The organism is Nocardioides sp. J54 (assembly GCF_000519005.1).
GTDB lineage: Bacteria > Actinomycetota > Actinomycetes > Propionibacteriales > Nocardioidaceae > Nocardioides.
The window spans coordinates 21016-42077 of record NZ_JAER01000039.1 but is presented as its reverse complement, the minus strand read 5'-3'; the positions used below and the strand labels follow the sequence as shown (position 1 = coordinate 42077).

Annotated in this window: 16 protein-coding genes; 11 read left to right on the top strand and 5 right to left on the bottom strand. The window is 72.8% G+C overall.

Annotated elements, in window-relative coordinates; genetic code table 11:
- Nucleotides 1-248 precede the first annotated feature (248 nt).
- Nucleotides 249-1046 carry a thermonuclease family protein gene (locus NOCJ54_RS28555; protein ID WP_157514970.1) on the top strand — a complete coding sequence of 266 codons (798 nt, stop codon included), beginning with the start codon at nt 249-251 and terminating at the stop codon, nt 1044-1046.
- A 366-nt stretch (nt 1047-1412) separates the two neighbouring features.
- Nucleotides 1413-1838, top strand: coding sequence for a hypothetical protein (locus tag NOCJ54_RS26960; protein WP_051486096.1), 426 nt, complete (start codon nt 1413-1415; stop codon nt 1836-1838).
- Between the two features lie 87 nt (nt 1839-1925).
- On the opposite strand, the gene NOCJ54_RS0119000 is transcribed toward NOCJ54_RS26960, so the two are convergent.
- Nucleotides 1926-2561 carry a hypothetical protein gene (locus NOCJ54_RS0119000; RefSeq protein ID WP_028656757.1) on the bottom strand — a complete coding sequence of 212 codons (636 nt, stop codon included), beginning with the start codon at nt 2559-2561 and terminating at the stop codon, nt 1926-1928.
- A gap of 2 nt (nt 2562-2563) precedes the next feature.
- Nucleotides 2564-3301, bottom strand: a complete 738-nt coding sequence (locus NOCJ54_RS26955) for a FadR/GntR family transcriptional regulator (RefSeq protein ID WP_051486094.1) — start codon at nt 3299-3301, stop codon at nt 2564-2566.
- A gap of 129 nt (nt 3302-3430) precedes the next feature.
- Here NOCJ54_RS26955 and NOCJ54_RS0118990 point away from each other — a divergent pair, with 129 nt between their 5' ends.
- The 5 genes from NOCJ54_RS0118990 to NOCJ54_RS0118970 all read left to right on the top strand — a co-directional run bounded on the left by NOCJ54_RS0118990 (nt 3431) and on the right by NOCJ54_RS0118970 (nt 12045).
- Nucleotides 3431-3955 carry a gluconokinase gene (locus NOCJ54_RS0118990; protein WP_051486092.1) on the top strand — a complete coding sequence of 175 codons (525 nt, stop codon included), beginning with the start codon at nt 3431-3433 and terminating at the stop codon, nt 3953-3955.
- An 11-nt stretch (nt 3956-3966) separates the two neighbouring features.
- Entirely contained in the window at nt 3967-5352 is a 1386-nt protein-coding gene (locus tag NOCJ54_RS0118985; RefSeq protein WP_028656755.1) for a GntT/GntP/DsdX family permease, read from the top strand.
- Between the two features lie 12 nt (nt 5353-5364).
- Complete coding sequence (locus NOCJ54_RS0118980; RefSeq protein ID WP_028656754.1) at nt 5365-7071, top strand: FAD-dependent oxidoreductase; 1707 nt, start codon at nt 5365-5367, stop codon at nt 7069-7071.
- A gap of 150 nt (nt 7072-7221) precedes the next feature.
- Entirely contained in the window at nt 7222-11409 is a 4188-nt protein-coding gene (locus NOCJ54_RS30385; protein ID WP_232221835.1) for a PKD domain-containing protein, read from the top strand.
- A 57-nt stretch (nt 11410-11466) separates the two neighbouring features.
- Nucleotides 11467-12045, top strand: a complete 579-nt coding sequence (locus tag NOCJ54_RS0118970) for a hemerythrin domain-containing protein (RefSeq protein ID WP_028656753.1) — start codon at nt 11467-11469, stop codon at nt 12043-12045.
- A 24-nt stretch (nt 12046-12069) separates the two neighbouring features.
- Here NOCJ54_RS0118970 and NOCJ54_RS0118965 read toward each other — a convergent pair whose 3' ends face one another.
- Nucleotides 12070-12663 (bottom strand): mismatch-specific DNA-glycosylase, encoded by a 594-nt coding sequence (locus NOCJ54_RS0118965; RefSeq protein ID WP_028656752.1) that lies wholly within the window; start codon nt 12661-12663, stop codon nt 12070-12072.
- A gap of 26 nt (nt 12664-12689) precedes the next feature.
- On the opposite strand from NOCJ54_RS0118965, the gene NOCJ54_RS0118960 reads away from it, so the two are divergent.
- On the top strand, nt 12690-13883 hold the full coding sequence (locus tag NOCJ54_RS0118960) for a site-specific DNA-methyltransferase (protein ID WP_028656751.1): 1194 nt from the start codon (nt 12690-12692) through the stop codon (nt 13881-13883).
- A gap of 9 nt (nt 13884-13892) precedes the next feature.
- Here NOCJ54_RS0118960 and NOCJ54_RS0118955 read toward each other — a convergent pair whose 3' ends face one another.
- Entirely contained in the window at nt 13893-15362 is a 1470-nt protein-coding gene (locus NOCJ54_RS0118955) for a WS/DGAT/MGAT family O-acyltransferase (protein ID WP_036518689.1), read from the bottom strand.
- Between the two features lie 102 nt (nt 15363-15464).
- On the opposite strand from NOCJ54_RS0118955, the gene NOCJ54_RS28545 reads away from it, so the two are divergent.
- Nucleotides 15465-17099 carry a DUF2510 domain-containing protein gene (locus NOCJ54_RS28545; RefSeq protein WP_028656749.1) on the top strand — a complete coding sequence of 545 codons (1635 nt, stop codon included), beginning with the start codon at nt 15465-15467 and terminating at the stop codon, nt 17097-17099.
- 33 nt (nt 17100-17132) lie between these two features.
- On the opposite strand, the gene NOCJ54_RS0118945 is transcribed toward NOCJ54_RS28545, so the two are convergent.
- A complete protein-coding gene (locus NOCJ54_RS0118945; RefSeq protein WP_028656748.1) occupies nt 17133-18275 on the bottom strand; it encodes a glutamate--cysteine ligase in 1143 nt (380 codons plus the stop codon).
- Between the two features lie 54 nt (nt 18276-18329).
- On the opposite strand from NOCJ54_RS0118945, the gene NOCJ54_RS26940 reads away from it, so the two are divergent.
- Together NOCJ54_RS26940 and NOCJ54_RS26935 are read left to right on the top strand one after the other, a co-directional pair.
- Complete coding sequence (locus NOCJ54_RS26940) at nt 18330-19697, top strand: threonine/serine ThrE exporter family protein (protein ID WP_051486087.1); 1368 nt, start codon at nt 18330-18332, stop codon at nt 19695-19697.
- 305 nt (nt 19698-20002) lie between these two features.
- Nucleotides 20003-20983, top strand: a complete 981-nt coding sequence (locus NOCJ54_RS26935; protein ID WP_157514969.1) for a type IV toxin-antitoxin system AbiEi family antitoxin domain-containing protein — start codon at nt 20003-20005, stop codon at nt 20981-20983.
- The last annotated feature ends 79 nt before the right edge of the window (nt 20984-21062 follow it).

Below are 21062 nucleotides of genomic sequence, written 5' to 3'. Positions count from 1 at the left end.
GCCTGCGTGGCGGGCTGTAGTGGGCACAGCCCGGTGAACAGGCGCCACTGGTTTCGAGGCTCGGCCGCGGGCGGCCTCGCACCTCAACCAGCGGCAGGCAGTCGGTACCAGGGCGCCTCAGACCTCAACCACCGGCGGGCTGGCGCGTGCTGGTGGCTCCGCAGTTTGAGCACCGGCGGGGTGCGCAGTTTCACGGTTCTCCGGACAGGTCCGCGCGCCGGACGTAGCGTCCGGGACGGAGGTCGGAGATGTCATCGATGGGACGCCGGGTGCGGCGGGGCGTGGGCGCCCTGGGGGCGGGCGCGTTGCTCGCGCTGACCAGTTGCGAGCTGGACAGCGGGACCGACGCGGGGCAGGTGGTCGTGACCGAGACGGTCACCGAGACCGTCGTACCCACGCCCGAGCCGACCGAGGTCGACGAGCTGCTCGACGAGCCGACCGACGGCGCCACCGTCGAGCCGGCGGTCGAGGAGGCGACGTACGTCGTCACCCACGTCGTCGACGGTGACACCGTCGACCTCGACAACGGCGAGACGGTGCGGCTGGTCGGGATCGACACCCCCGAGCGCGGCGAGTGCGGCTTCGGGCCCGCGCAGTCCACGATGAAGCGGCTCGTGCTCGGCAAGGAAGTCGTGCTCGTCGAGTCCGACGAGGACCGCGACGTCTACGACCGGCTGCTGCGCTACGTCGAGGTGGACGGCCTCGACGTCGGGCGGCAGATGCTCGACAAGGGCCTGGCGATCGCCCGCTACGACTCGCGCGACGGCTACGGCCGGCACCCGCGCGAGGACGACTACATCGCCGCCGACGAGGCGGCCCCCGACATCACCTGCAAGAGAAAGCCGCAGCAGGACAACCAGCCGCGCGGCCTCCTCGGCAGCGGGAAGAAGGACAAGGGCAGCAGCTGCGAGCCCGGCTACGACCCGTGCGTCCCGCTCTACCCGCCCGACCTGGACTGCGCCGACGTCGGGCCAGTCACCGTCACCGGCCCGGACCCGCACGGGCTGGACCGGGACGGCGACGGCCGGGCCTGCGGCGGGGACTGAGTTGTCACTGACTGCGCGAGCGTGTCGCCTCTCGGGGGCTGGGTCCGCCCAGCAGCAGGCCGCGAGTCCTGGGCTCGCCACGCCGTGCTCCCGGTGGTTGAGGTGCGACGAGCGCTAGCGAGGAGCCTCGAAACCTCCGGGCCTGGACGGCGGACTGTGGCGGGCACAGTCCGGTGCACCACGGCCGGTGGTTTCGAGGCTCGGCCGCGGGCGGCCTCGCACCTCAACCACCGGACCCGGATGGGGCGGCCTCGCACCTCAACCACCGGACTTGGGGTGGGGCGCCTCGCACCTCGCCCACTGGCGCAGGACCGGGCCTGTGGATGACGGCCGACGCGTTCCGCCGAAAAGGCGCAGGGTGGTCGCATGACCACTGACGACCAGCAGATCCCGCCCCGGCTCTCGCCCGACGAGATGCCGCCGTTTACCGACCAGTCCTCCGTCGAGCACGCCTGGCGCTCGCTCATGGGGGAGCTCGGCTTCGCCACCCCGCAGCTGTGGCTGCTGTTCGTGGACGGCGACCGGCCGCGCCACGTCCTCAACGTGGAGGACGTGCCGCTGCACCCCGGCGCCAGCGAGTGCGCCACCCTCGGCCGGCTGGTCGAGCAGCTCGTGGGCGGGGACCGCACCTGCGCGTTCCTCTACGCCCGCCCCGGCGGGCCGGGCCGCACGCCCGGCGACCTCGCGTGGGCGCGTGCCCTCAGCGCGACCTGCGACCGCTGGCCGGTGCACCTGGCCAACGACGTCGAGCTGCGCGTCGCCGCACCGGACGACCTCGCGGCAACCGGCTGAACCGTAGGCGCGACAGGCGCGAGTCTTGCCGCCAGCGGGAGGCTGGGCCTACGGGAGCCGACAGGCGACACGCTCGGCCAGTTCAGCTCAGCCGCAGTTGTCGCAGATGCCCGTCGCGGGGATGGCCATGAAGCAGGTCGGGCAGACCGCGACGACCGGCTCGGCCTTGACCGGCTTCGCCGGCGCCTTGGGCGCGCGCGGGGTGGCGGCGCGGCGGGCCTTCTCGGCCGGGGCGGTCGGCACCCGCGACTCGCGGACGACGGGGATCTCGGGCACCTCGACCACGGGCGGCACCCAGCCCGGCGGGGGCGGGTCGGTGATCTCGAACTGGCCGAGGATCTCGCGCGCCGCGTCGGTCGGCTGGTGCTTGGGCCGGGTGACGATGTCGAAGGGGGAGGACGCGCCCTCGAGGAAGGTCTGCGCGTCGGGGCGCAGTGTGTCCGGGATCCGCCGGTGGCGCCAGCGCTGCGGCGCGGCGCCCTTCTGGGTGATGGTCACCAGGTCCGGACGGTTCCAGCACACCAGGGCCCAGTCGTCGTGGTGGCTGGTGGCCCACACGGCGACGGCGATGTCACCGGCGTCGGCGGCCGCGCGCAGCGCGATCCGCTCCGGGTTGGAGAAGCGGCCCTTCACGTGGATCACACCGGGCAGCGGCTCGGTGACGGTGTACTCCTCGGCCTGCAGCTGGTCGACGAGGCGGGCGAGCTCTGGCGTGGTCTCCATCGTCAACCGAGCCTAGTCGAGTCCTCCCCGTCTGCACCCGTCGCCTCCGCTGCGTTCTCGGTCACGGCGCCGGTCGCCTCCGAGATGATCGTGGCCATCGCCGTGCGGGCCGCGTCGGCGTCGCCGGAGCGTACGGCGCGAGCCACCTCGACGTGCAGCGCCACCGCCTCGTCCTTGGGATGCTCGGGCATGAGGTGGTGGTGGGTGCGCCCGGCCAGCACCTCGGCGACGACGCCGTCGAGCGCGGCCAGCATCTCGTTGCCGGACGCCGCCAGCAGGATGCGGTGGAAGGCGATGTCGGCCTCCAGGAACGCCTCGAGGTCGCCGGCGCGGCCGTGCACGACCATGTCACTGGCCGCGGCCGTCAGCGCCGCGCACTGCTCGGGCGTCGCGCGCTGTGCGGCCAGCCCGGCGGCGACCGGCTCGACGCCGCTGCGCAGCTCGCCGAGCGAGCGCAGCTGACGGGTGCGGTCCTCGGAGTCGAGGCGCCAGCGGATCAGCCGGGGGTCGTAGACGTGCCAGGCCGAGCGGGGGAGCACGGTGACGCCGACCCGGCGCCGCGAGGCGACCAGGCCCATCGACTCCAGCACCCGCACGGCCTCGCGGGAGACCGAGCGGCTGACGTCGTACTCGGTGTCGATGGTGTCGAGGGTGAGCACCGCGCCCTCGGCGAGGTCGCCCGAGACGATGCGACCGCCGAGCGCCTCGAGGACGTCCTCGTGCAGCGCGGTGCGGGCCACGTTCCCTCCAAAGATCAGATTTAATGCGCCGGCGGGGTTGTAAAAAGCAGATTAATACTTGCAGACTGTGACGGCCAGCACACGGGGTACTCCGCCAGGAGTCCGGGTCATCGTCCTCCAGGAGGAGTCATGAGCAGCACCCTGCCGCACCACGGGGGCGCACCGCTGATCGTCGTCATGGGCGTGTCGGGATCGGGGAAGTCGACGGTCGGCGCGGCGCTCGCCCAGCGCCTCGGCGTCCCCTACGAGGACGCCGACGACCTCCACCCGCAGGCCAACATCGACAAGATGACGGCCGGCGTCCCGCTGGACGACGACGACCGCCGTCCGTGGCTGGAGCAGATCGGTCGCTGGCTGGCCGGTCACGGGGAGCGCGGTGGCGTCGTCAGCTGCTCGGCGCTCAAGCGCGCCTACCGTGACCAGCTCCGCAGCCATGCCCCGCGTGCCGTCTTCGTGCACCTGCACGGCACCCGCGAGGTCATCGCGCGGCGCCAGGCCGCCCGGCCCGGCCACTTCATGCCGGCCTCGCTGCTCGACTCGCAGTTCGACACGCTCGAGCCGCTCGCCGACGACGAGGCCGGCACCGTCATCGACGTCGACCAGTCGGTGGACGCGATCGTCCAGCAGTACGTCGACCAGACCGACCCGTCCTGAGGAGTCCCTGCATGTCCGCACAGCTCGTCCTCGCCGCCGGCACCGACCTCGTCGAGCCGGTCGCCTCCGAGGGGCGCCTGGTGGTCGCCGCCCTGCTCGGCATCGCCGTCATCGTCGTGCTCATCATCGGCGCCCGGCTGCACCCGTTCCTCGCCCTGACGGCCGGCGCCCTGACGGTCGGCGTCGTCGCCGGGGTCGGCGTCGAGACCTCGATCGCCAGCTTCACCGCGGGCTTCGGCTCCACGGCCGCCGGCGTCGGCATCCTGATCGCGCTCGGCGCGATGTTCGGCAAGCTCCTCGCCGACAGCGGAGGAGCCGACCAGATCGTCGACACGATCATCGGCCACGCCTCGCCGCGCGCGCTGCCGTGGGCGATGGCCGTGGTCGGCGCGGTCATCGGCCTGCCGATGTTCTTCGAGATCGGCCTCGTGCTGCTGATGCCGGTCATCTACCTCGTCGCCCGCCGCTCCGGGCAGTCCCTGGTCACCATCGGCATCCCGGCCCTGGCCGGCCTCTCGGCGATGCACGGCCTGGTCCCGCCGCACCCCGGCCCGCTCACCGCGATCGACTACCTCGGCGCCGACCTCGGCACCACCCTCGCGCTCGGCATCGCCGTTGCCGTCCCGACCGTGATCATCGCCGGCCCGGTGTTCGGCCTCGTCGGCCGGTACGTCGACGTGCCGGTCCCCGCGGGCTTCGAGGCCACCGACGCCGAGGAGCTCCCGCAGCGGCCGTCCTTCCCGGTCACCCTCGCCTCCGTGCTGCTGCCGGTGGTGCTGATGATGGGCAAGGCGCTGGCCGACATCTTCATCGACGACGAGTCCGACCCGCTGCGGCGCACCCTCGACGTGCTCGGCACCCCGCTCATCGCCTTGCTGATCGCCGTCGTGGTCGGCATGTTCACCCTCGGCATGGGCAGCGGGATGGGCCGCGACGGCATCGCGAAGTCGATCGAGTCCTCGCTGCCGGGTGTCGCGGGCATCCTGCTGATCGTCGCCGCCGGCGGCGGCTTCAAGCAGTCGCTGGTCGACACCGGGATCGGCACGATCGTCGCCGAGCGGGTCGCCGACAGCAACGTCTCGGTGCTCCTGCTCGCCTGGTTCGTCGCCGTCCTGATCCGCCTCGCCACCGGCTCGGCCACCGTCGCCACGGTCACCGCATCGGGCCTGCTCGCACCGCTGACCGACCAGCTCTCCACGGGCGAGGTGTCGCTGATGGTGCTCGCCATCGGCGCCGGCTCGGTGTTCTTCTCCCACGTCAACGACGCCGGCTTCTGGCTGGTGAAGGAGTACTTCGGGATGACCGTCGGCAAGACCCTCGCCACGTGGTCGGCGATGGAGACCCTGCTGTCGGTCAGCGGCCTGGTCTTCGTGATGGCGCTCAATCTGGTGATCTGACACGCTGGACGGGTGGCAGCCCCCGCGCCTGACCCCCTGATCCTGCTGGTGTCGGGGGAGCAGCTCGACGTGATGGTCGAGCAGTTCCACCGCTACGACCGGGAGTACGACGTCCGGTCGGCCGCCAGCGCCGCCGAGGCCACCGCGCTCCTGGAGCAGGCCCGGGCTGCCGGGCAGCCGGTGGCCCTGGTCGCGACGGAGTCGCGGCTGCCGGACACGGAGGTGCTGCACGCGCTGCACGTCTGGCGCACGCTGGTCCCGACCGCCCGTCGGCTGGTGCTGATCCCGGTGGAGCGGCTCGCCGAGGAGAGCGCGGCGCTGCGGCCCTACCTGCGCAAGGGGAAGTTCGACACCTACCACGTCCTCCCGCAGGCCCGCCGCGACGAGGAGTTCCACCACGCGGTGACCGACCTGCTCAACGACTGGGGCGCCACCGTCGCGATCAACGAGGTCGACACGGTGCGGGTCATCACCCCGGACGCCCGACCGATGGCGCTGGCCGTGCGGGACCTGCTGGACCGCACCGGCATGCCCTACTGCGTCTACACCCCCGACAGCCCGCAGGGGCAGGAGGCGCTGGCGAAGGTCGACGGCGAGCCGTCGTACCCGCTGGTGCACCTGACGGCTGCGGTCTGGGAGGACCGGCCGGTGCTGTCGCCGCGCTCGACGCGCGAGCTGGCGGCAGCGTTCTACGGCCGCCCCTCCGACATCGACTGCGGCGAGGTCGTGGACCTCGCGGTGGTCGGCGGGGGTCCCGCCGGGCTGGCGGCCGCGGTCTACGGCGCGTCCGAGGGGCTCTCGACCGTCGTCGTCGAGTCGGAGGTGGTCGGCGGGCAGGCCGGCACCAGCTCGATGATCCGCAACTACCTCGGCTTCCCCCGTGGCATCTCCGGTCAGCGGCTGGGCCAGCGCGCACGGGTGCAGGCGATCCGGTTCGGCGCCCGCTTCTTCACCGGCTGGCCGGTCGTCGAGCTGCGTCCCGCGCAGGACGGGGCACCGCACGTGCTGGTCACCGAGGGCGGTGACGTGCGCGCCCGCGCGGTCGTCGTCGCCTCGGGCGTCGCCTACCGCCGGCTCGGGGTTGCCCCGCTGGAGGACCTGGTCGGCGCGGGCGTCAACTACGGCGCCGCGATGACCGCTGCGCGGGAGATGGAGGACCGCGACGTCTTCGTCGTCGGCGGCGGCAACTCCGCGGGCCAGGCGGCCGTGCACCTCGCCCGCTTCGCGCGGTCGGTCACGATCCTGGTCCGCCGGGAGGACCTGTCGTCGACGATGTCGCAGTACCTCATCGACGAGATCACCTGGAACCCGCGGATCACGGTGCGGCCGTGCACCGAGATCGTCGACGGCGGCCCCGACGAGACCGGGCAGCTGGGCTGGCTCCAGCTGTGCGACGTGCGCACCCGCGCGCAGGAGCGGGTGCCTGCGGGTGGGCTGTTCCTGCTCATCGGCGCCGCCCCGCACTGCGACTGGCTGGGCGAGTCCGTGCTGCGCGACGACCACGGGTTCGTGCTGACCGGGCGGGACGTGCCGCGCGAGCGCTGGATCGACGGCCGGCCGCCGGAGAGCCTCGCCACGTCGGTGCCGGGCGTCTTCGCAGCCGGTGACATCCGCGCCGGGTCGATGAAGCGGGTCGCGGCCGCCAGCGGCGAGGGCGCGTCCGCGGTCTCGCTGGTGCACGCCCACCTCGAGCGGCTCCGGGCCGCGACCACGGCCTGAGCCGACGTACCGCGCCTCCAGCCAGCCGCCCGCACAGCCGTCCGCACAGCCGTCTGGACCACCTGCCGCGGGGCCGTTCACCCATTTCGGGGAAGTTGCCCGCTGCCCGGACCACACCGGCCCGGGCAGTCCTAGCGTCGCCTCACTGACGTGGTTCCGGGACCACGGATGCCCGACGGGCCGGGCTCCGGCCGCGCCGGTGTCGACGTCTCGGGCCGACTCGAGAAGGGCAGAAGGCACATGTGGATCCGGAGAGCTCCCCTCCTGGTGGCCGCGTTGATCGGTCTCCTCTCCACGGCGCTCGTCGCGCCGGCGCTGGCCGAGGACTCGCCACCGGGGCGCCTGGTCAGCGAGGTCGCGGCCAGCGGCACCCCGCACGTCCTCGACGGCAGGGTGCTGTCGGTGACGAAGGTCGGCAACACCGTCCTGCTGGGCGGCGACTTCAGCCAGGCCCGCAACGACAACAGCCAGACCGTGCTCGCGCGCAGCAACCTGCTCGCCTTCAACGCGACCACCGGGGCGATCAGCACGAGCTTCGTGCCAAACCCCAACGGCGTGGTGCAGAAGATCGTCGACGCCGGGGACAACGAGACGGTCTACGTCGTCGGCAACTTCACCAGCATCGGCAACCAGAGCCGCTCCCGCGTCGCCCGGGTGCGGATCTCCGACGGCCAGGTCGTCACGACCTTCAACGCCGGCACGGTCTCCGGGCAGGTCCGCGACGCGGCGCTGCGTGACGGCCGGCTCTGGATCGGCGGCGCCTTCACCCACGTCGGCGGCCGCGCCCAGCGCGCCCTCGCCACGCTCAACCCCACCACCGGTGCACCGACGACCTTCATGAGCCGCGTGATCGCCGGCAACCACAACGACGGTGTCACCCAGGTCCTCAAGTTCGACATCACCCCCGACGGCGACCGGCTCGTCGCGGTCGGCAACTTCCACACCCTCGACGACGTGGTGAACCACCAGCTGCTCATGCTGGACACCTCCGGCGCGAGCGCCGAGCCGGCAGACTTCCGGACGAGCTTCTACGAGGCCCGCTGCTCCACCGCGTTCGACAGCTACATGCGCGACGTCGACTTCTCCCCGGACGGCCGGTTCTTCGTCGTCTCCACGACCGGCGCGTACGGCGGCTCGTCCGGCCCCTGCGACACCACCGCCCGCTTCGAGACCGCGTCCTCCGGCGCCGGCATCCGGCCGTCGTGGGTCAACTACACCGGCGGTGACACCACCTACGGGGTCGAGGTCACCGACTCCGCCGTGTACGTCGGCGGCCACTTCCGCTGGCAGAACAACGCCTTCCGCGGCGACAACGCGGGCCAGGGCGCGGTGGCCCGCGAGGGCATCGCGGCGCTCGACCCGATCAACGGCCTGCCGTTCTCGTGGAACCCGGGTCGCACCAAGGGCGTCGGTGTCTTCGACTTCCTCGACACCCCCGAGGGCCTGTGGGTCGCCTCCGACACCGACCGGATCGGCAACTGGCAGCTCAAGAGCCGCATCGCCCGGATGAACCCCAACGGCGTCTCCTACCCGCGGGTGCGCACCCCCGGGCTGCCGAACGACCTCTACGGCGTCGGCACCGGCGGCAGCATCGCCGACCCGAGCATCCTGTACCGGGTGAACGCGGCCGGCGCCGCCCTGCCGGCCGACATCGGCCCGAGCTGGCAGGCCGACACCGCGGGCTCGCCCTCGCCGTACCACAACGCGGGCCAGAACCGGGCCGGCTACACCACCGTCCCGTCGGTCGACTCCACCGTCCCGGCCGGCACCCCGCGGGCCGTCTTCGACGACGAGTTGTGGGACGCCGCCGGCGGCCAGGAGCAGGAGTGGGCCTTCCCCGTGCCGGCCGGCACCGAGGTCAAGGTGCGGATGTACTTCGCCAACCGGTGCACCTGCACCCAGCAGGCCGGGCAGCGGGTCTTCCACGTCGACGTCGAGGGCGGCCGCGTGCTGACGAACTTCGACATCGTCGCGTCCGTCGGCCACGACCGCGGCACCATGCGCGAGTTCACCGTCACCAGCGACGGCACGGTCAACATCCGGCTCGTCCACGTCGTCGAGAACCCGCTGGTCAACGCGATCGAGATCGTCCGCGCCGACACCGCGCCGGTGACCACCGTCCCGGTGAGCCGGCGGGCGATGACGAATTCCAGCGTCGGCGAGGTCCAGTCGGCACCGTCGGGGTCGGTCGACTGGCTGACCGTGCGCGGGGCGTTCATGCTCAACGGCTGGCTCTACACCGCCCACTCCGACGGCACCTTCAAGCGTCGTACCTTCGACGGCAGCATGTACGGCGCGCCCCAGGCCGTCGACGCCAGCGAGCAGATCGTGCCCTTCCCCGACTGGTCCAGCGACCTCAGCACGATGACCGGCCTGTTCTACGACTCCGGCCGGATCTACTTCACCCGGTCCGGCTCGAACCAGCTGTTCTACCGCTACTTCACCGCCGAGAGCGGGGTCGTCGGGGCGCAGCGGCTGGTCGCCTCCGCCAACGTGGCGGGGATCGACTTCGCCCAGGTGCGCGGCATGTTCGGCACCGGCGAGCACCTCTGGTGGACGACGTCCGACGGCAACCTGCGCCGCATCGACTGGGCGCAGGGCCCGATCTCCGGAGCACCGGTCGGCGGGACGGCCACCGTCCGCTCCGGGCCGGGCGTCGACGGCACCACGTGGGGCGCCCGGGCGTGGTTCCTCTTCCAGGACTCCTCGGGCAACGGCACGGCGCCCAACCAGGAGCCGACCGCGTCCTTCACCGTGTCCTGCTCCGACCTCACCTGCTCCTTCGATGCCAGCGGGTCCTCGGACCCCGAGGGGCCGATCGCGTCCTACGCGTGGGACTTCGGTGACGGGGCGACCGGCAGCGGTGCGACTGCGCAGCACACCTACGCCGCCGCTGGCTCCTACGAGGCGACACTGACGGTCACCGACGGTGCCGGCGCCACCGCGCAGACCCAGCGCACCGCCGCGCCGACGGACCCGCCGGAGCCGCCCGACGCGGAGATCGGGTACGTCGGCGCGGACGCCGCGAACGCGAACAGCACGACCCACCGGGTGCGGGTGCCGGCGTCGGTGCAGCCCGGTGACACGCTGGTGCTGCAGCTGGCGGTCAACAGCACGACGCCGTCGGTCACCGGTCCGGCCGGGTGGACGCAGCTGGAGCAGGCTGCCGAGGGCAACGTCCAGGGCCGGTTGTGGACCCGCACCGCGACGGCGTCGGACGCGGACTCGCTGGTGACGGTGACGCTGTCGTCGATCGCCAAGGCCGACCTGACGGTGGCTGCCTACCGCAGCACCGCCGGCGGCTCCGAGGTGGTCGACAGCGGGGTGCTGATCAGCACCGCGACCGCCACGTCGCTGACCGCGCCCGGGGTGGTCACCACGCCCGGGAGCTGGGTGAGCACCTACTGGGCCGTGAAGAGCTCCTCGACGACCTCGCTGAGCACGACCGGCGGCGGGGTGCGGGAGTCGACCTCCGGCTCGGGCGGCGGCGCGATCTACTCGCTGACCGCGGACTCCGACGGCGTCGTACCCACCGGGCCGCAGGCCGGGCGGGTCGCCACCGCCGACCCGTCGGTGACCCGGCTCGTGGCGTTCAGCGTCGCGATCGGCCTCACCGACGGCCAGGGGCCGGTCATCGACCCCGAGGAGCCGGGCGACCCCGACCCGGAGGAGCCCGACCCCGAGGAGCCGGACCCGGAGGAGCCCGACCCGGGCACGGCCGAGGTCGCGCACGTCGGCGGCGACGCCGCCAACGCGAACAGCACGACCCACCGGGTGCGGGTGCCGGCGTCGGTGCAGGCCGGTGACACGCTGGTGCTGGCGCTGGCGGTCAACAGCACGACGCCGTCGATCACCGGTCCGGCCGGGTGGACCCAGCTGGAGCAGGCGGCCGAGGCCAACGTCCAGGGCCGGTTGTGGACCCGCACCGCGACCGCGTCGGACGCGGACTCGCTGGTGACGGTGACGCTGTCGTCGATCGCGAAGGCCGACCTCACGGTCACGGCCTACCGCAGCAGCGGCGGGTCGTCCGTGGTCGACAGCGCCGTCGCGGTCAGCACGGCGTCCACCACGTCGCTGACCGCCCCCGCGGTGGTCGCGACGCCGGGCAGCTGGGTGAGCACCTACTGGGCGGTGAAGAGCTCCTCGGACACCTCGCTGAGCACGACCGGCGGCGGGGTGCGGGAGGCGACCTCCGGGTCCGGCGGTGGCGCGGTGTTCTCGCTCACCGCGGACTCCGACGGCGTCGTACCTTCCGGGCCGCAGGCCGGGCGGGTCGCCACCGCCAGCCCGTCGGTCACCCGGGCCGTGATGTTCAGCGTGGTGATCGGCCAGCCGTGAGGCCGCGACGCGGTGCCCGCAGGACTGTCCCCGGGTCCTGCGGGTACCGGCCGCGGCATGACCACCGGAATCGATACCGGTCGCCCCACGTCGGGCGACGTCCTCGACCTGATCGCTGACGACCACCGTCGATTCGAGCTGCTCCTGGCCCAGCTCCGCCTCGGCACCGCCGACCGCGACACCGTACGCCGCGCGTTCGCCGACGTGCTGATCGCCCACGGCGAGGCCGAGGAGGAGCTCGTCTACCCCGTGCTGCGCCGCAAGGCCGAGGACATCGACGGCGAGACCGTCGAGCACGGCGAGGAGGAGCACGCCGAGGGCAACGAGGCGCTGCTGAAGGTGCTCGAGCTCAAGGGCACCGACACCCAGGCCTTCACCGACGCCGTGGAGGAGCTCAGCAACCTCATCGCCCACCACATCGCGGAGGAGGAGCTGACCATCATCGAGCCGGCGCGCACCGAGGTGTCGGCCAAGGTCCGCTTCGACCTCGGCGCCAAGTGGGCCGCGCGGCGCAACGAGCTGATCGACCAGGGCTGCGGCTCGGTCGAGAACGTCCGCCGCATCGTCGAGCAGGCGCGCGCCGAGGGCCTGCTCGACGACGATGACGACGAGGACGAGGGCGACGACGAGGAGTGACCCGCTGGCCGGCGCCGGCCGGGGTCAGACGATCCCGGCCGCCCGGCCCACCTCGCGGTAGGCCGCGGCCAGCGAGTCCACCGTCTCGTGGGCGTTGAGCCCGCTCGGGTTCGGCACCACCCACAGCTCCGCGCCGGCGAGGTCCTCCGGCTGGCGCCCCGGCACCGCCCTGGGCCTGCCGAAGGCGGCGCGGTAGGCCGTGATGCCGGCGATCGCGACCACCTTCGGCTGCTCCCGCTCGACGAGCGCCACGAGCTGCGCACCGCCGGCCCGCAGCTCCTCGTTCGACAGCTCCGAGGCCTTCGCCGTCGCACGGGGCACGACGTTGGTGATGCCGATCCCGCGGTCGCGCAGCAGGTCGCGCTGGTCGTCGTCCATGCCGTTGGCCGGGTCGACCGGCGTCGTGATCACCCCGGCCCGCAGCAGCGCGGGGTAGAAGCGGTTGCCCGGGTGGGCGAAGTGGGTGCTCGTCGCCGCGGTCCACAACCCCGGGTTGATGCCGACGAAGAGCAGCCGCAGCTCCTGGCCCGGCCGGGTCGGAAGCAGGTCGGGGACGACGGCGTCGCGGAACGACTCGAGCTCGGCGCGGGAGAAGGTACGGCGGGGCGCGGTGGTCACGGCGACGAGCCTGCCACGATGGGCCCGTGGCCGAACCGCAGCCCATCTGGAACACCTTCGTCGAGGGCGACAACCTCGACGTGCTGGCCGGCCTGCCCGCGGAGTCCTTCGACCTGGTCTACATCGACCCGCCGTACAACACCGGCAACGACTTCGCCTACCGCGACGACTTCCGCGGCGAGCGCGGCGAGGGCGCCCGCGGCCGGCACGCCGCGTGGCGGGCCTTCATGCGCCCCCGCCTCGAGGCCGGTCACCGGGTCCTCGCCCCGACCGGCGCGATCTTCGTGAGCATCGACGACCACGAGGTCGCGCACCTGCGGCTGCTGCTCGACGAGGTGTACGGCGAGGAGAACTTCCTCGCCCAGGTCGTGGTCAACCTCAACCCCAAGGGCCGGCAGCTGGGCCGCGGCTTCGCCACCTCGCACGAGTACCTCCTCGTCTACGCCAGGGACGCCGCCCGGTGCGTCCTGGATGCGTCGTCGGCCTCGACCGTCGTCGAGTCCGACTTCCCGCTCGTCGCGCCCGACGGCCGCCGCTACCGGCGCCTCCCGCTGCGCAACACCAACAAGAAGTTCAACCCGCTCACCGCGCCGACGCTGCACTTCGCGGTCTGGGGCGACCCCGACACCGGGCAGGTGGCGACCGAGCCGTTCCCCGGAGCCGTCGAGGTGAAGCCGGTGTTCGGCGACGGGACGCCGGCCGTCTGGCGCTGGTCCCGCCGCCGGATCGACGAGCGCCCCGACGACCTCGAGTGCCGCCGGGTGCGGGGGGTGGCGGGGGAGCGGGTCGACGTCTACCAGCGAGACTGGCGGCACCCGGTCGGCGGGCGGCGCAAGAAGCTGCGGACCATCTGGCTCGCCGAGGAGGTCGGCTCCACCGACACCGCGGTCGCCGAGCTCAAGGACCTGGTCGGCCACCTCTTCGAGTCGCCCAAGCCCACCGGGCTGCTGCTGCGGATCCTCGACACCATGCCGGACGACGCCCGGGTCCTCGACTACTTCGCCGGGTCCGGCACCACCGGGCACGCGGTCGCGCTCGCGAACGCGGCCGACGGCGGTCGTCGTACCTGCCTGTCGGTGAACGCGCCCGAGCCCACCCGGCCCGGCTCGAACGCCGAGCGGGCCGGCTACGCAACGGTCTCCGCGATCACCCGCGCCCGGCTGCAGGCGGTCGCCGAGCGGGTCGGGGGCGGGTTCGTCGAGCAACCCGGCCCCGCCTGAGCGCGGGCCTCAGCCGATTCCGGCGGCCTTCTCCAGCGCGGCGAGCTCGTCGTCGAGGAAGGTCAGCAGCCGCTGCAGGTGCGGCACCGTGCGCCGGCAGCCGGTCAGGCCGAAGCCCATGTTGCCGGAGTACGACGTGCAGGTGATGTTGAGCGCCATGCCGTTGATCGGGATGGAAACCGGGTAGGTGCCGACGAGCTTCGCGCCGTTCCAGTAGTGCGTGTCCCGGGGACCCGGCACGTTGCTGATGATCAGGTTGAACGGCGGGCGCACCACGCCCTGCATGCCCAGGGCCGGGATGACTATCGAGGGCGCCATGCCGATCGCGCTCATCGCGACGATCTGCGCCGGCGTCATCGACGACAGCGCCTCCTTGCCGTCCTGCATCGACTGGTTGATGGTGCGCAGCCGGTCGGCGGGGTCGGCCAGGTCGGTGGCCAGGCGCACCATCACCGCCCCGATCGCGTTGCCGCCCTCGGCGGAGGCGACGCCGGCCTGCTTGGCGTTCAGCCCGACCGGGACCATCGACACCATCGAGCGGTCCGGCAGGGCGTCGAGCTCCTCGAGGTAGGTCCGCATCGCGCCGCTGCACATGGCCAGCACGACGTCGTTGATGGTCGTGCCGGTGGCCTTGCCCACGGCTCGCATCCGCTCCACCGGCCAGTCCTGGGCGGCGAAGCGGCGCGCGCCGGTGATCGACTGGTTGAAGATCGTGCGCGGGGCGGCCAGGGAGACGGCGGACGTCTCGTTGCGCAGTCCCTTGCGCAGCGTCTTGACCAGCGCCGCCGGCATCCCGGCCGCCTCGGCGCTCAGGCTCATCGCGCTGCGCAGCGCGTCGGCCGGCAGGTCCGCGAGCGACTTGGCGGCGCTGGCCGCAGCGGTCAGCGGGTCGTGCCCCTCACCATCTCCCTCGCCCGGTTGCTGCCCGCGCCGGTTGCGGGGCGCGGCGTCCGCGGCAAAGGGCGCCGGCATGCCGCGCCGGTCGGGGTCGTCGGAGAGCACGCTCGCCATCAGCCGCATCGCCGAGATGCCGTCGACCAGCGCGTGGTGGAGCTTGGTGTACATCGCGACCCGGCCGTCGGCCAGGCCCTCGATGACGTGCGTCTCCCACAGCGGCCGCTCCCAGGCCAGCCGGGTGGAGTGCAGCCGGCCGACCAGCTCGAGCAGCTCCCGCACCCGGCCGGGCTGGGGGAGCGCGCTGTGGCGGACGTGGTGCTCGATGTCGAGCTGGTCGTCGTCGCGCCAGACCAGGGTGCCGCCGGTCCGCACCGAGCGGTGCGGGTGCTTCACGAACAGCGGTGCCAGCTGCTCGGTGTCGCGCATCGACTCGAACATCTCCCGGACGTAGCCCGGACCGGCGTCGGCCGGCCGTTCGAAGAGCTGCAGGCCACCGACGTGCATCGGCTGGCTACGGTTCTCCGCGAGCAGGAAGGCGGCCGAGGTCGGGTCGATGGGCCGGAACCCCGGAACAGAAACCACGGAGGTCCCCTTTCGTCGCAGGGCCCGATCCTTGCGCGTCCGGGTCCCGGTCACAACCGCCTGCCGCGTTTCATCTGCCCTCGAACCGGTTAGGACTCGGACGTGAACGACTTCTCGACGCCCGCGGGCTGGTACCCCGACGGCGACGGCTGGGAGCGGCGCTGGGACGGCAACGCGTGGACCGACGAGCGGCGCCGCAAGGCCGAGCCCACCCAGGTCCGCCAGCGGCACGACGACGCTGCGCCCACCGCCGTACCCGGTCAGCAGGCGCAGCCCGGGCAGTCCGGGCAGCCCGAGCAGCCCGGGCAGCCCGGGCAGGGACCGTCGTTCCCCGGCGCCCCGACCGCGCCGCCGCCGGCCCAGGCACCTGCCGGACCGCCGCCGTCGGCACCGCCGGGCTACGGCCACGTCCCCTCGCAGCCGGGGCCGGGCAGCTGGCCCACCCCCGGCAGCTGGCCGAACAGCGGGCAGGGGCCCAGCGGCCAGGGGCAGGGCCCCGGGCAGCCGTGGGGCCAGCCGTCGTACGGCACCCCGGCGGGCGGTCCGCGCAAGAGCCGCCCCGGGCTGTGGCTCACCCTGGCCGCCGTGCTCGTCCTCGTCGCGGGGGTCGGCATCACGCTCGCCGTGCTGCAGCCGTGGAGCGGTGGTGGCGGGTCGGGCGACGACCCGACCGACGAGCCGGCCACGGCCGCCGTGCAGGGCGACATCAACGGCGACGGGTACGGCGACGCGCGGTTCTACTTCTACCTCGACTACGACAAGGTGACGCGGGTCGAGGCGCTGAGCAACGGCAACGGCTTCGAGACCCGCGAGACCGCGGTCGACCCCTACCGGGAGCCCAACGAGATCTTCCTCGACTGGGACGGCGACGGCGCCAACGACCACCTCGCGTGGAAGTTCGTGGCCTCCGGCAAGCAGGTCACGCTGACGTCCTCCGACGACGCCTTCCCCGAGGACCAGACGTTCACGCTGTCGCTGTCGACGCTGAAGGAGTACGGCGACGCGGAGATCCAGCTCGCCCACGGTGACTTCGACGGCGACGGCGACCAGGACCTGGTCATCGCCAGCCCCAACGACCGCAACGTCGACGTCAGCGTGCTCACCAACGACGGCAAGGGCACCTTCTCCGCCCCGCGGCTGTGGCTGTCGATGCCGAACGCGGTGATCGACGTGGTGCGGCTGCACCCCGGCGACTTCGACGGCGACGGCGACACCGACCTGTGGGTCCAGCTGCCGGCCGAGCGGGTCAGCGACAAGGACTATGGCGGCTACTACTCCGGGGACCGTGGCTACGCGCTGCTGACCTCGACCGGCAAGGGGTTCGACGCCGGCGCGGTCAACAAGCCGGGCGTCTACCTCGACGCGCTGCGCGCCGGCGACGTGACCGGCGACGGCAAGACCTACCTCATCGGCGTCCGCACCAACTCCAGCACCGGGATCATCGACGTCAACGCCTACGACGTCTCCAGGGGCCGCCTCGAGGAGGTCGCCGGCTTCACGGGCAGCTCGAAGATCGGGTCCCGGACGCTGCAGGGCGCCGTGCTGAGCGACGTCACCGGCGACGGCAAGGCCGACCTCGTGTTCGTGGTGAAGGCCTTCGGCGAGTCGAAGTTCACCGGCGTGCAGGTGATGACGTCGACCGGGTCGGGCTTCGAGTCCGCGCTGGTGTGGACCGACACCCCGGTGTGCGAGGACGACGACTGCCGCATCGAGTTCATCGGGGTACCGCGCTACTGACGGCCCCCGGCCCCGGTCGCCCGGCTGCCCCGGCTAGCCGGGGCGCTGGTCGAGCTCGACGCGGAGCTCGCGGACGACGGAGTCGACGACGGCGACCAGGTCGTTGTCGGTGCGCCCGGCCACCACCCGCTGGCGCTGGTACGACGGACCGCGGGTCGGGATGTCGAGGACGGACGCCAGCTCCGCGGAGCAGCCGAGTCGCTCCGCGGTGGGCGCGAGCTGCTCGACGAGCTCGGCGAGGTCCTCGGTGACCAGCCGCTCGTTCGACTCGGCGTCGAGGATCACGATCGCGTCGACGCCGTACCGTGCGGCGCGCCACTTGTTCTCCTGCACGTGCCACGGCGGCATCGTCGGCAGGCGCTCGCCGGCGGCGGCGCGGCCGTCGAGCCAGACGACCAGGCAGTGCATGAGCGCCACCAGCGCGGCCATGTCGGTGAGGGTCGAGACACCGTCGCAGATGCGGTTCTCGAGGGTGCCGTGCGTGGGGGCGGGGCGCAGGTCCCAGCGGATCTCGCTGAGCTCGTCGATGACGCCGGTGGTGACCTGGTCGTGCGCGAACGCCTCGAACTCCTCCCACCGCTCGAACTGGAACGGCAGGCCCGCGGTCGGCAGCTGCTGGAACATCAGCGCCCGGTTGGAGGCGTAGCCGGTGTCGACGCCCATCCAGATCGGCGAGGACGCCGAGAGCGCCTGCAGGTGCGGGTAGTAGGTGAGCAGCGCGGCGAGGACCGGCATCACCCGGCTCTTCTCAGGGAGGCCGACGTGCACGTGGACGCCCCAGATCAGCATCTGCCGGCCCCACCACTGGGTGCGGTTGATCAGCTCCTCGTAGCGGTGGCCCTCGGTCAGCTGCTGCCCGGTCCAGCTCGCGAAGGGGTGCGTGCCGGCGCCGTACAGGTCCAGGTCGAGGTCGTCGGCCGCGGAGGTGACGTGGCGCAGCGTGTCGGTCAGGTCGGCCATCGCGTCGGCGACGGTGGGGCACACGCCGGTCACGACCTCGACGGTGTTGCGCAGCAGCTCCTTGTGCAGCTTGCCGGGGTCGGGCATCCGCGGCTTCGCCCGCGCGAAGAGATGGGCGGCGTCGTTGCGGAGGTCGCGGGTGCGGCGGTCGACCAGTGCGAACTCCCACTCCACCCCGAGCGTCGGCTCGGGCGAGCCGTGGAAGTCGATGCGCACCTCCTCAGCGTAGGGGGCGTCCGGTCGCGGTGGCGAACCTGACAGCATGGGGGGATGGACGACCTGCGGACCCTTCACCGCACGCTCGACCTGTGCCTGAAGGTGGGGGAGGTGCTGCTCTCGTCAGGCGCCGGTGCGCCGGACGTCGTCGCGACGATGCGGGCCCTCGCGCGGGCGCTCGGCGTGCGCCAGACCCAGGTCGACGTCACCTTCACGTCGCTGGCGATGAGCGTCCAGCAGGGGCTCGACGAGCCGCCGGTCGTGCAGCTGCGCTCGGTCACCCAGCGCGACATCGACTACGAGGACCTCACCCGTGTCGACCACCTGGTCCGCGACGTCGTCGCCGGGAAGGTGGGCCTCGAGGACGCCCGTACCGAGCTCGCGGCGATCGTGTCGTCCGGCCACGCCCGTCCCCGCTGGGCGGCGACCCTCGGCGTCGGCGTGATGTGCGGCGGCGTCGGCCTCCAGCTCGGCGGCAACGCGGTCGTGGTGCTCGTCGCGATGCTCGCCGCCGTCTGCATCGACCGGCTGCAGATGTGGATGACCCGGCGGCGGCTGCCCGGCTTCTACCAGCAGGTGGCCGGCGGCGTCGTCGCCACCGTCCTCGCCGCCCTCGGCACCCGCCTCGCCGAGCCGTGGGTGCACCTCAACGCCTCGCTCGTCGTCACCGCGAACATCATCATGCTGCTCGCCGGCATCGGCTTCGTCGGCGCGATCCAGGACGCCCTCTCCGGCTTCTTCGTCACCGGTGGGGCGCGCGTGCTCGAGGCGGTGCTCGCGACCGCCGGCATCATCGCCGGCGTCAGTGGCGGCCTGTCGCTGTGCGCGCAGATCGGGCTCGACATCCCACGGCTGACCCTGCCCCGCTTCGACCTGGTCAGCCTGACCGCCACCGCGATCGGGGCAGGCATCGCGGCCGCGGCCTTCGCCTTCGCCTGCTACGCCCCGCTGCGCACCCTGCTCCCGATCGGCGTCCTCGGAGCCGGCGCGATCACGGCCACCGGCCTGATCATCGAGGCCGGCTTCGGCCGCCCCTGGTCGGTCGGCATCGCCGCCTTCATGATCGGCCTCTTCGGCTACACCGTCGGCCGCCGCTTCCGCGTCCCGCCGCTCGTGGTCGTCGTCTCCGCCGTCGTCCCGATGCTGCCCGGCCTCTCCATCTACCGTGGCCTCTTCCTGCTCTCCGAGGGCGGCGGCGAGCAGGTCGCCCAGGGCCTCCTCGCCATGGTCACCGCCGCCTCCGTCGCCATCGCCCTCGCCTCCGGCGTCATCCTCGGTGAGTACGTCGCCCAGCCGGTCCTGCGCGAGGCCCGCCGCGTCGAGGCCCGCCTCGCCGGCCCCCGCCTCGTCGGCGTCACCCGCGTCGTCCGCCGCAAGCGCCAGCGCCACCCCCAGCGCCAACCCGATCCCGACTCGTCCTGACCCCACCCCCGCCCACCCCACCCCGCCGAAGTGCGGGTTGTGGCGGCGCGAGGTGCGGGTTGTGGTCGCGCGAGGTGCCGATTGTGGTCGCGCGAGGTGCCGATTGTGGCGGCGCGAGGTGCCGATGGTGGCGGCGCGAGGTGCGGGCTGTGGCTGTTCGAGGTGCGGGATCAGGTCGTTCGGACGCGTTCACACCTGTCACGCGACCGTCCACCTGCGGTCCGCATCCCTGTATACGACGACAGCCATCCACACGCCGCGTGCGACGGATCGAGGAAGTCTCGGACCGCGTCCACGCTGGCGGCATGGACATCCTCGATCGCCTCGGACCTGGTCCGTTCACCTACGCGATAGCCCGCGAATCGGGCGTCACCCGGGCGCAGCTGCGCCATCTCGTCGACCACGGCGTGCTCCGGCGCCCGCTGCGCGGCGTGTACGTCGCGAGTGCGCTCCGCGACTCCGTCGACCTCCGGGCAAGGGCGGCCGCCCTGGTCGTACCTCCTCGCGGCGTGGTGTGCGACCTCTCGGCTGCCTTCCTGCACGGCATCGACCTCCTCGACTTCGCAAGCTTGGACCTGTTGCCCGACGTGGAGGTGGTGTCGGCCGCCGGCGAGCCGACTCGCCGCAACGGCATCTTCGGCGGCAAGCGGACGCTGCGGCCGGAGGACGTGATGTCGATCGGCGGCGTTCGAGTGACCACTCCGCTCCGCACTGCTTGCGACGTTGCCCGGCTGCGCGGCCGGTTGCGCGCGATTGCGGCCCTGGATGCGTTCCGGCGGGAGCATCAAGTCACCGAGACGCAGCTGACTGCGATGTTGCCGCGCTTCAAGGGACACCGTGGCGTCGTACAGCTGCGCGAGCTGGTCCCGCTCTCGACCGACGAAGCGGACTCACAGCCGGAGTCGTGGATCCGCCTGATGATCCATGACGCGAGCCTCCCCATGCCGGAGCCCCAGGTCTGGACCCTGCTGCCGGAGTGGGGTTGGGTGCGGACCGAGAACGCCTACGCCCACCTCCGCATCGCCGTGGAGTACGACGGCGAGGAGTTCCACACGTCCGAGGATGATCGCGAGCGGGACGAGAGGCGGCGCAAGGCTCTCCGGGACGCCGGCTGGATCGTGATCGTCGTCCGCAAGGACGGGTTCAGCCCGACCGCGCGGCAGCGGTGGATGAGGGAGCTCGCCGACGCGATCGCGCTCCGATCGCCGACGGCACCGACCAAGCGCGTCTACTCGAGGGGCCCCGATCACCCGGCGTACCGGCGCCGTCGCACCGTCCGGCGCTGACCTCCAGTGCGCACCTCAACCCGCACCTCGTGCCGCCACGGCCCGCACCTCGAGCCGCCACGGCCCGCACCTCGCGCCA

Coding starts and splice junctions, on each gene's coding strand:
- NOCJ54_RS28555 (WP_157514970.1), top strand. CDS start 249: ATGTCATCGATGGGACGCCGGGTGCGGCGGGGCGTGGGCGCCCTGGGG.
- NOCJ54_RS26960 (WP_051486096.1), top strand. CDS start 1,413: ATGACCACTGACGACCAGCAGATCCCGCCCCGGCTCTCGCCCGACGAG.
- NOCJ54_RS0119000 (WP_028656757.1), bottom strand. CDS start 2,561: ATGGAGACCACGCCAGAGCTCGCCCGCCTCGTCGACCAGCTGCAGGCC.
- NOCJ54_RS0118990 (WP_051486092.1), top strand. CDS start 3,431: ATGAGCAGCACCCTGCCGCACCACGGGGGCGCACCGCTGATCGTCGTC.
- NOCJ54_RS0118985 (WP_028656755.1), top strand. CDS start 3,967: ATGTCCGCACAGCTCGTCCTCGCCGCCGGCACCGACCTCGTCGAGCCG.
- NOCJ54_RS0118970 (WP_028656753.1), top strand. CDS start 11,467: ATGACCACCGGAATCGATACCGGTCGCCCCACGTCGGGCGACGTCCTC.
- NOCJ54_RS26940 (WP_051486087.1), top strand. CDS start 18,330: ATGGACGACCTGCGGACCCTTCACCGCACGCTCGACCTGTGCCTGAAG.
- NOCJ54_RS26935 (WP_157514969.1), top strand. CDS start 20,003: ATGGACATCCTCGATCGCCTCGGACCTGGTCCGTTCACCTACGCGATA.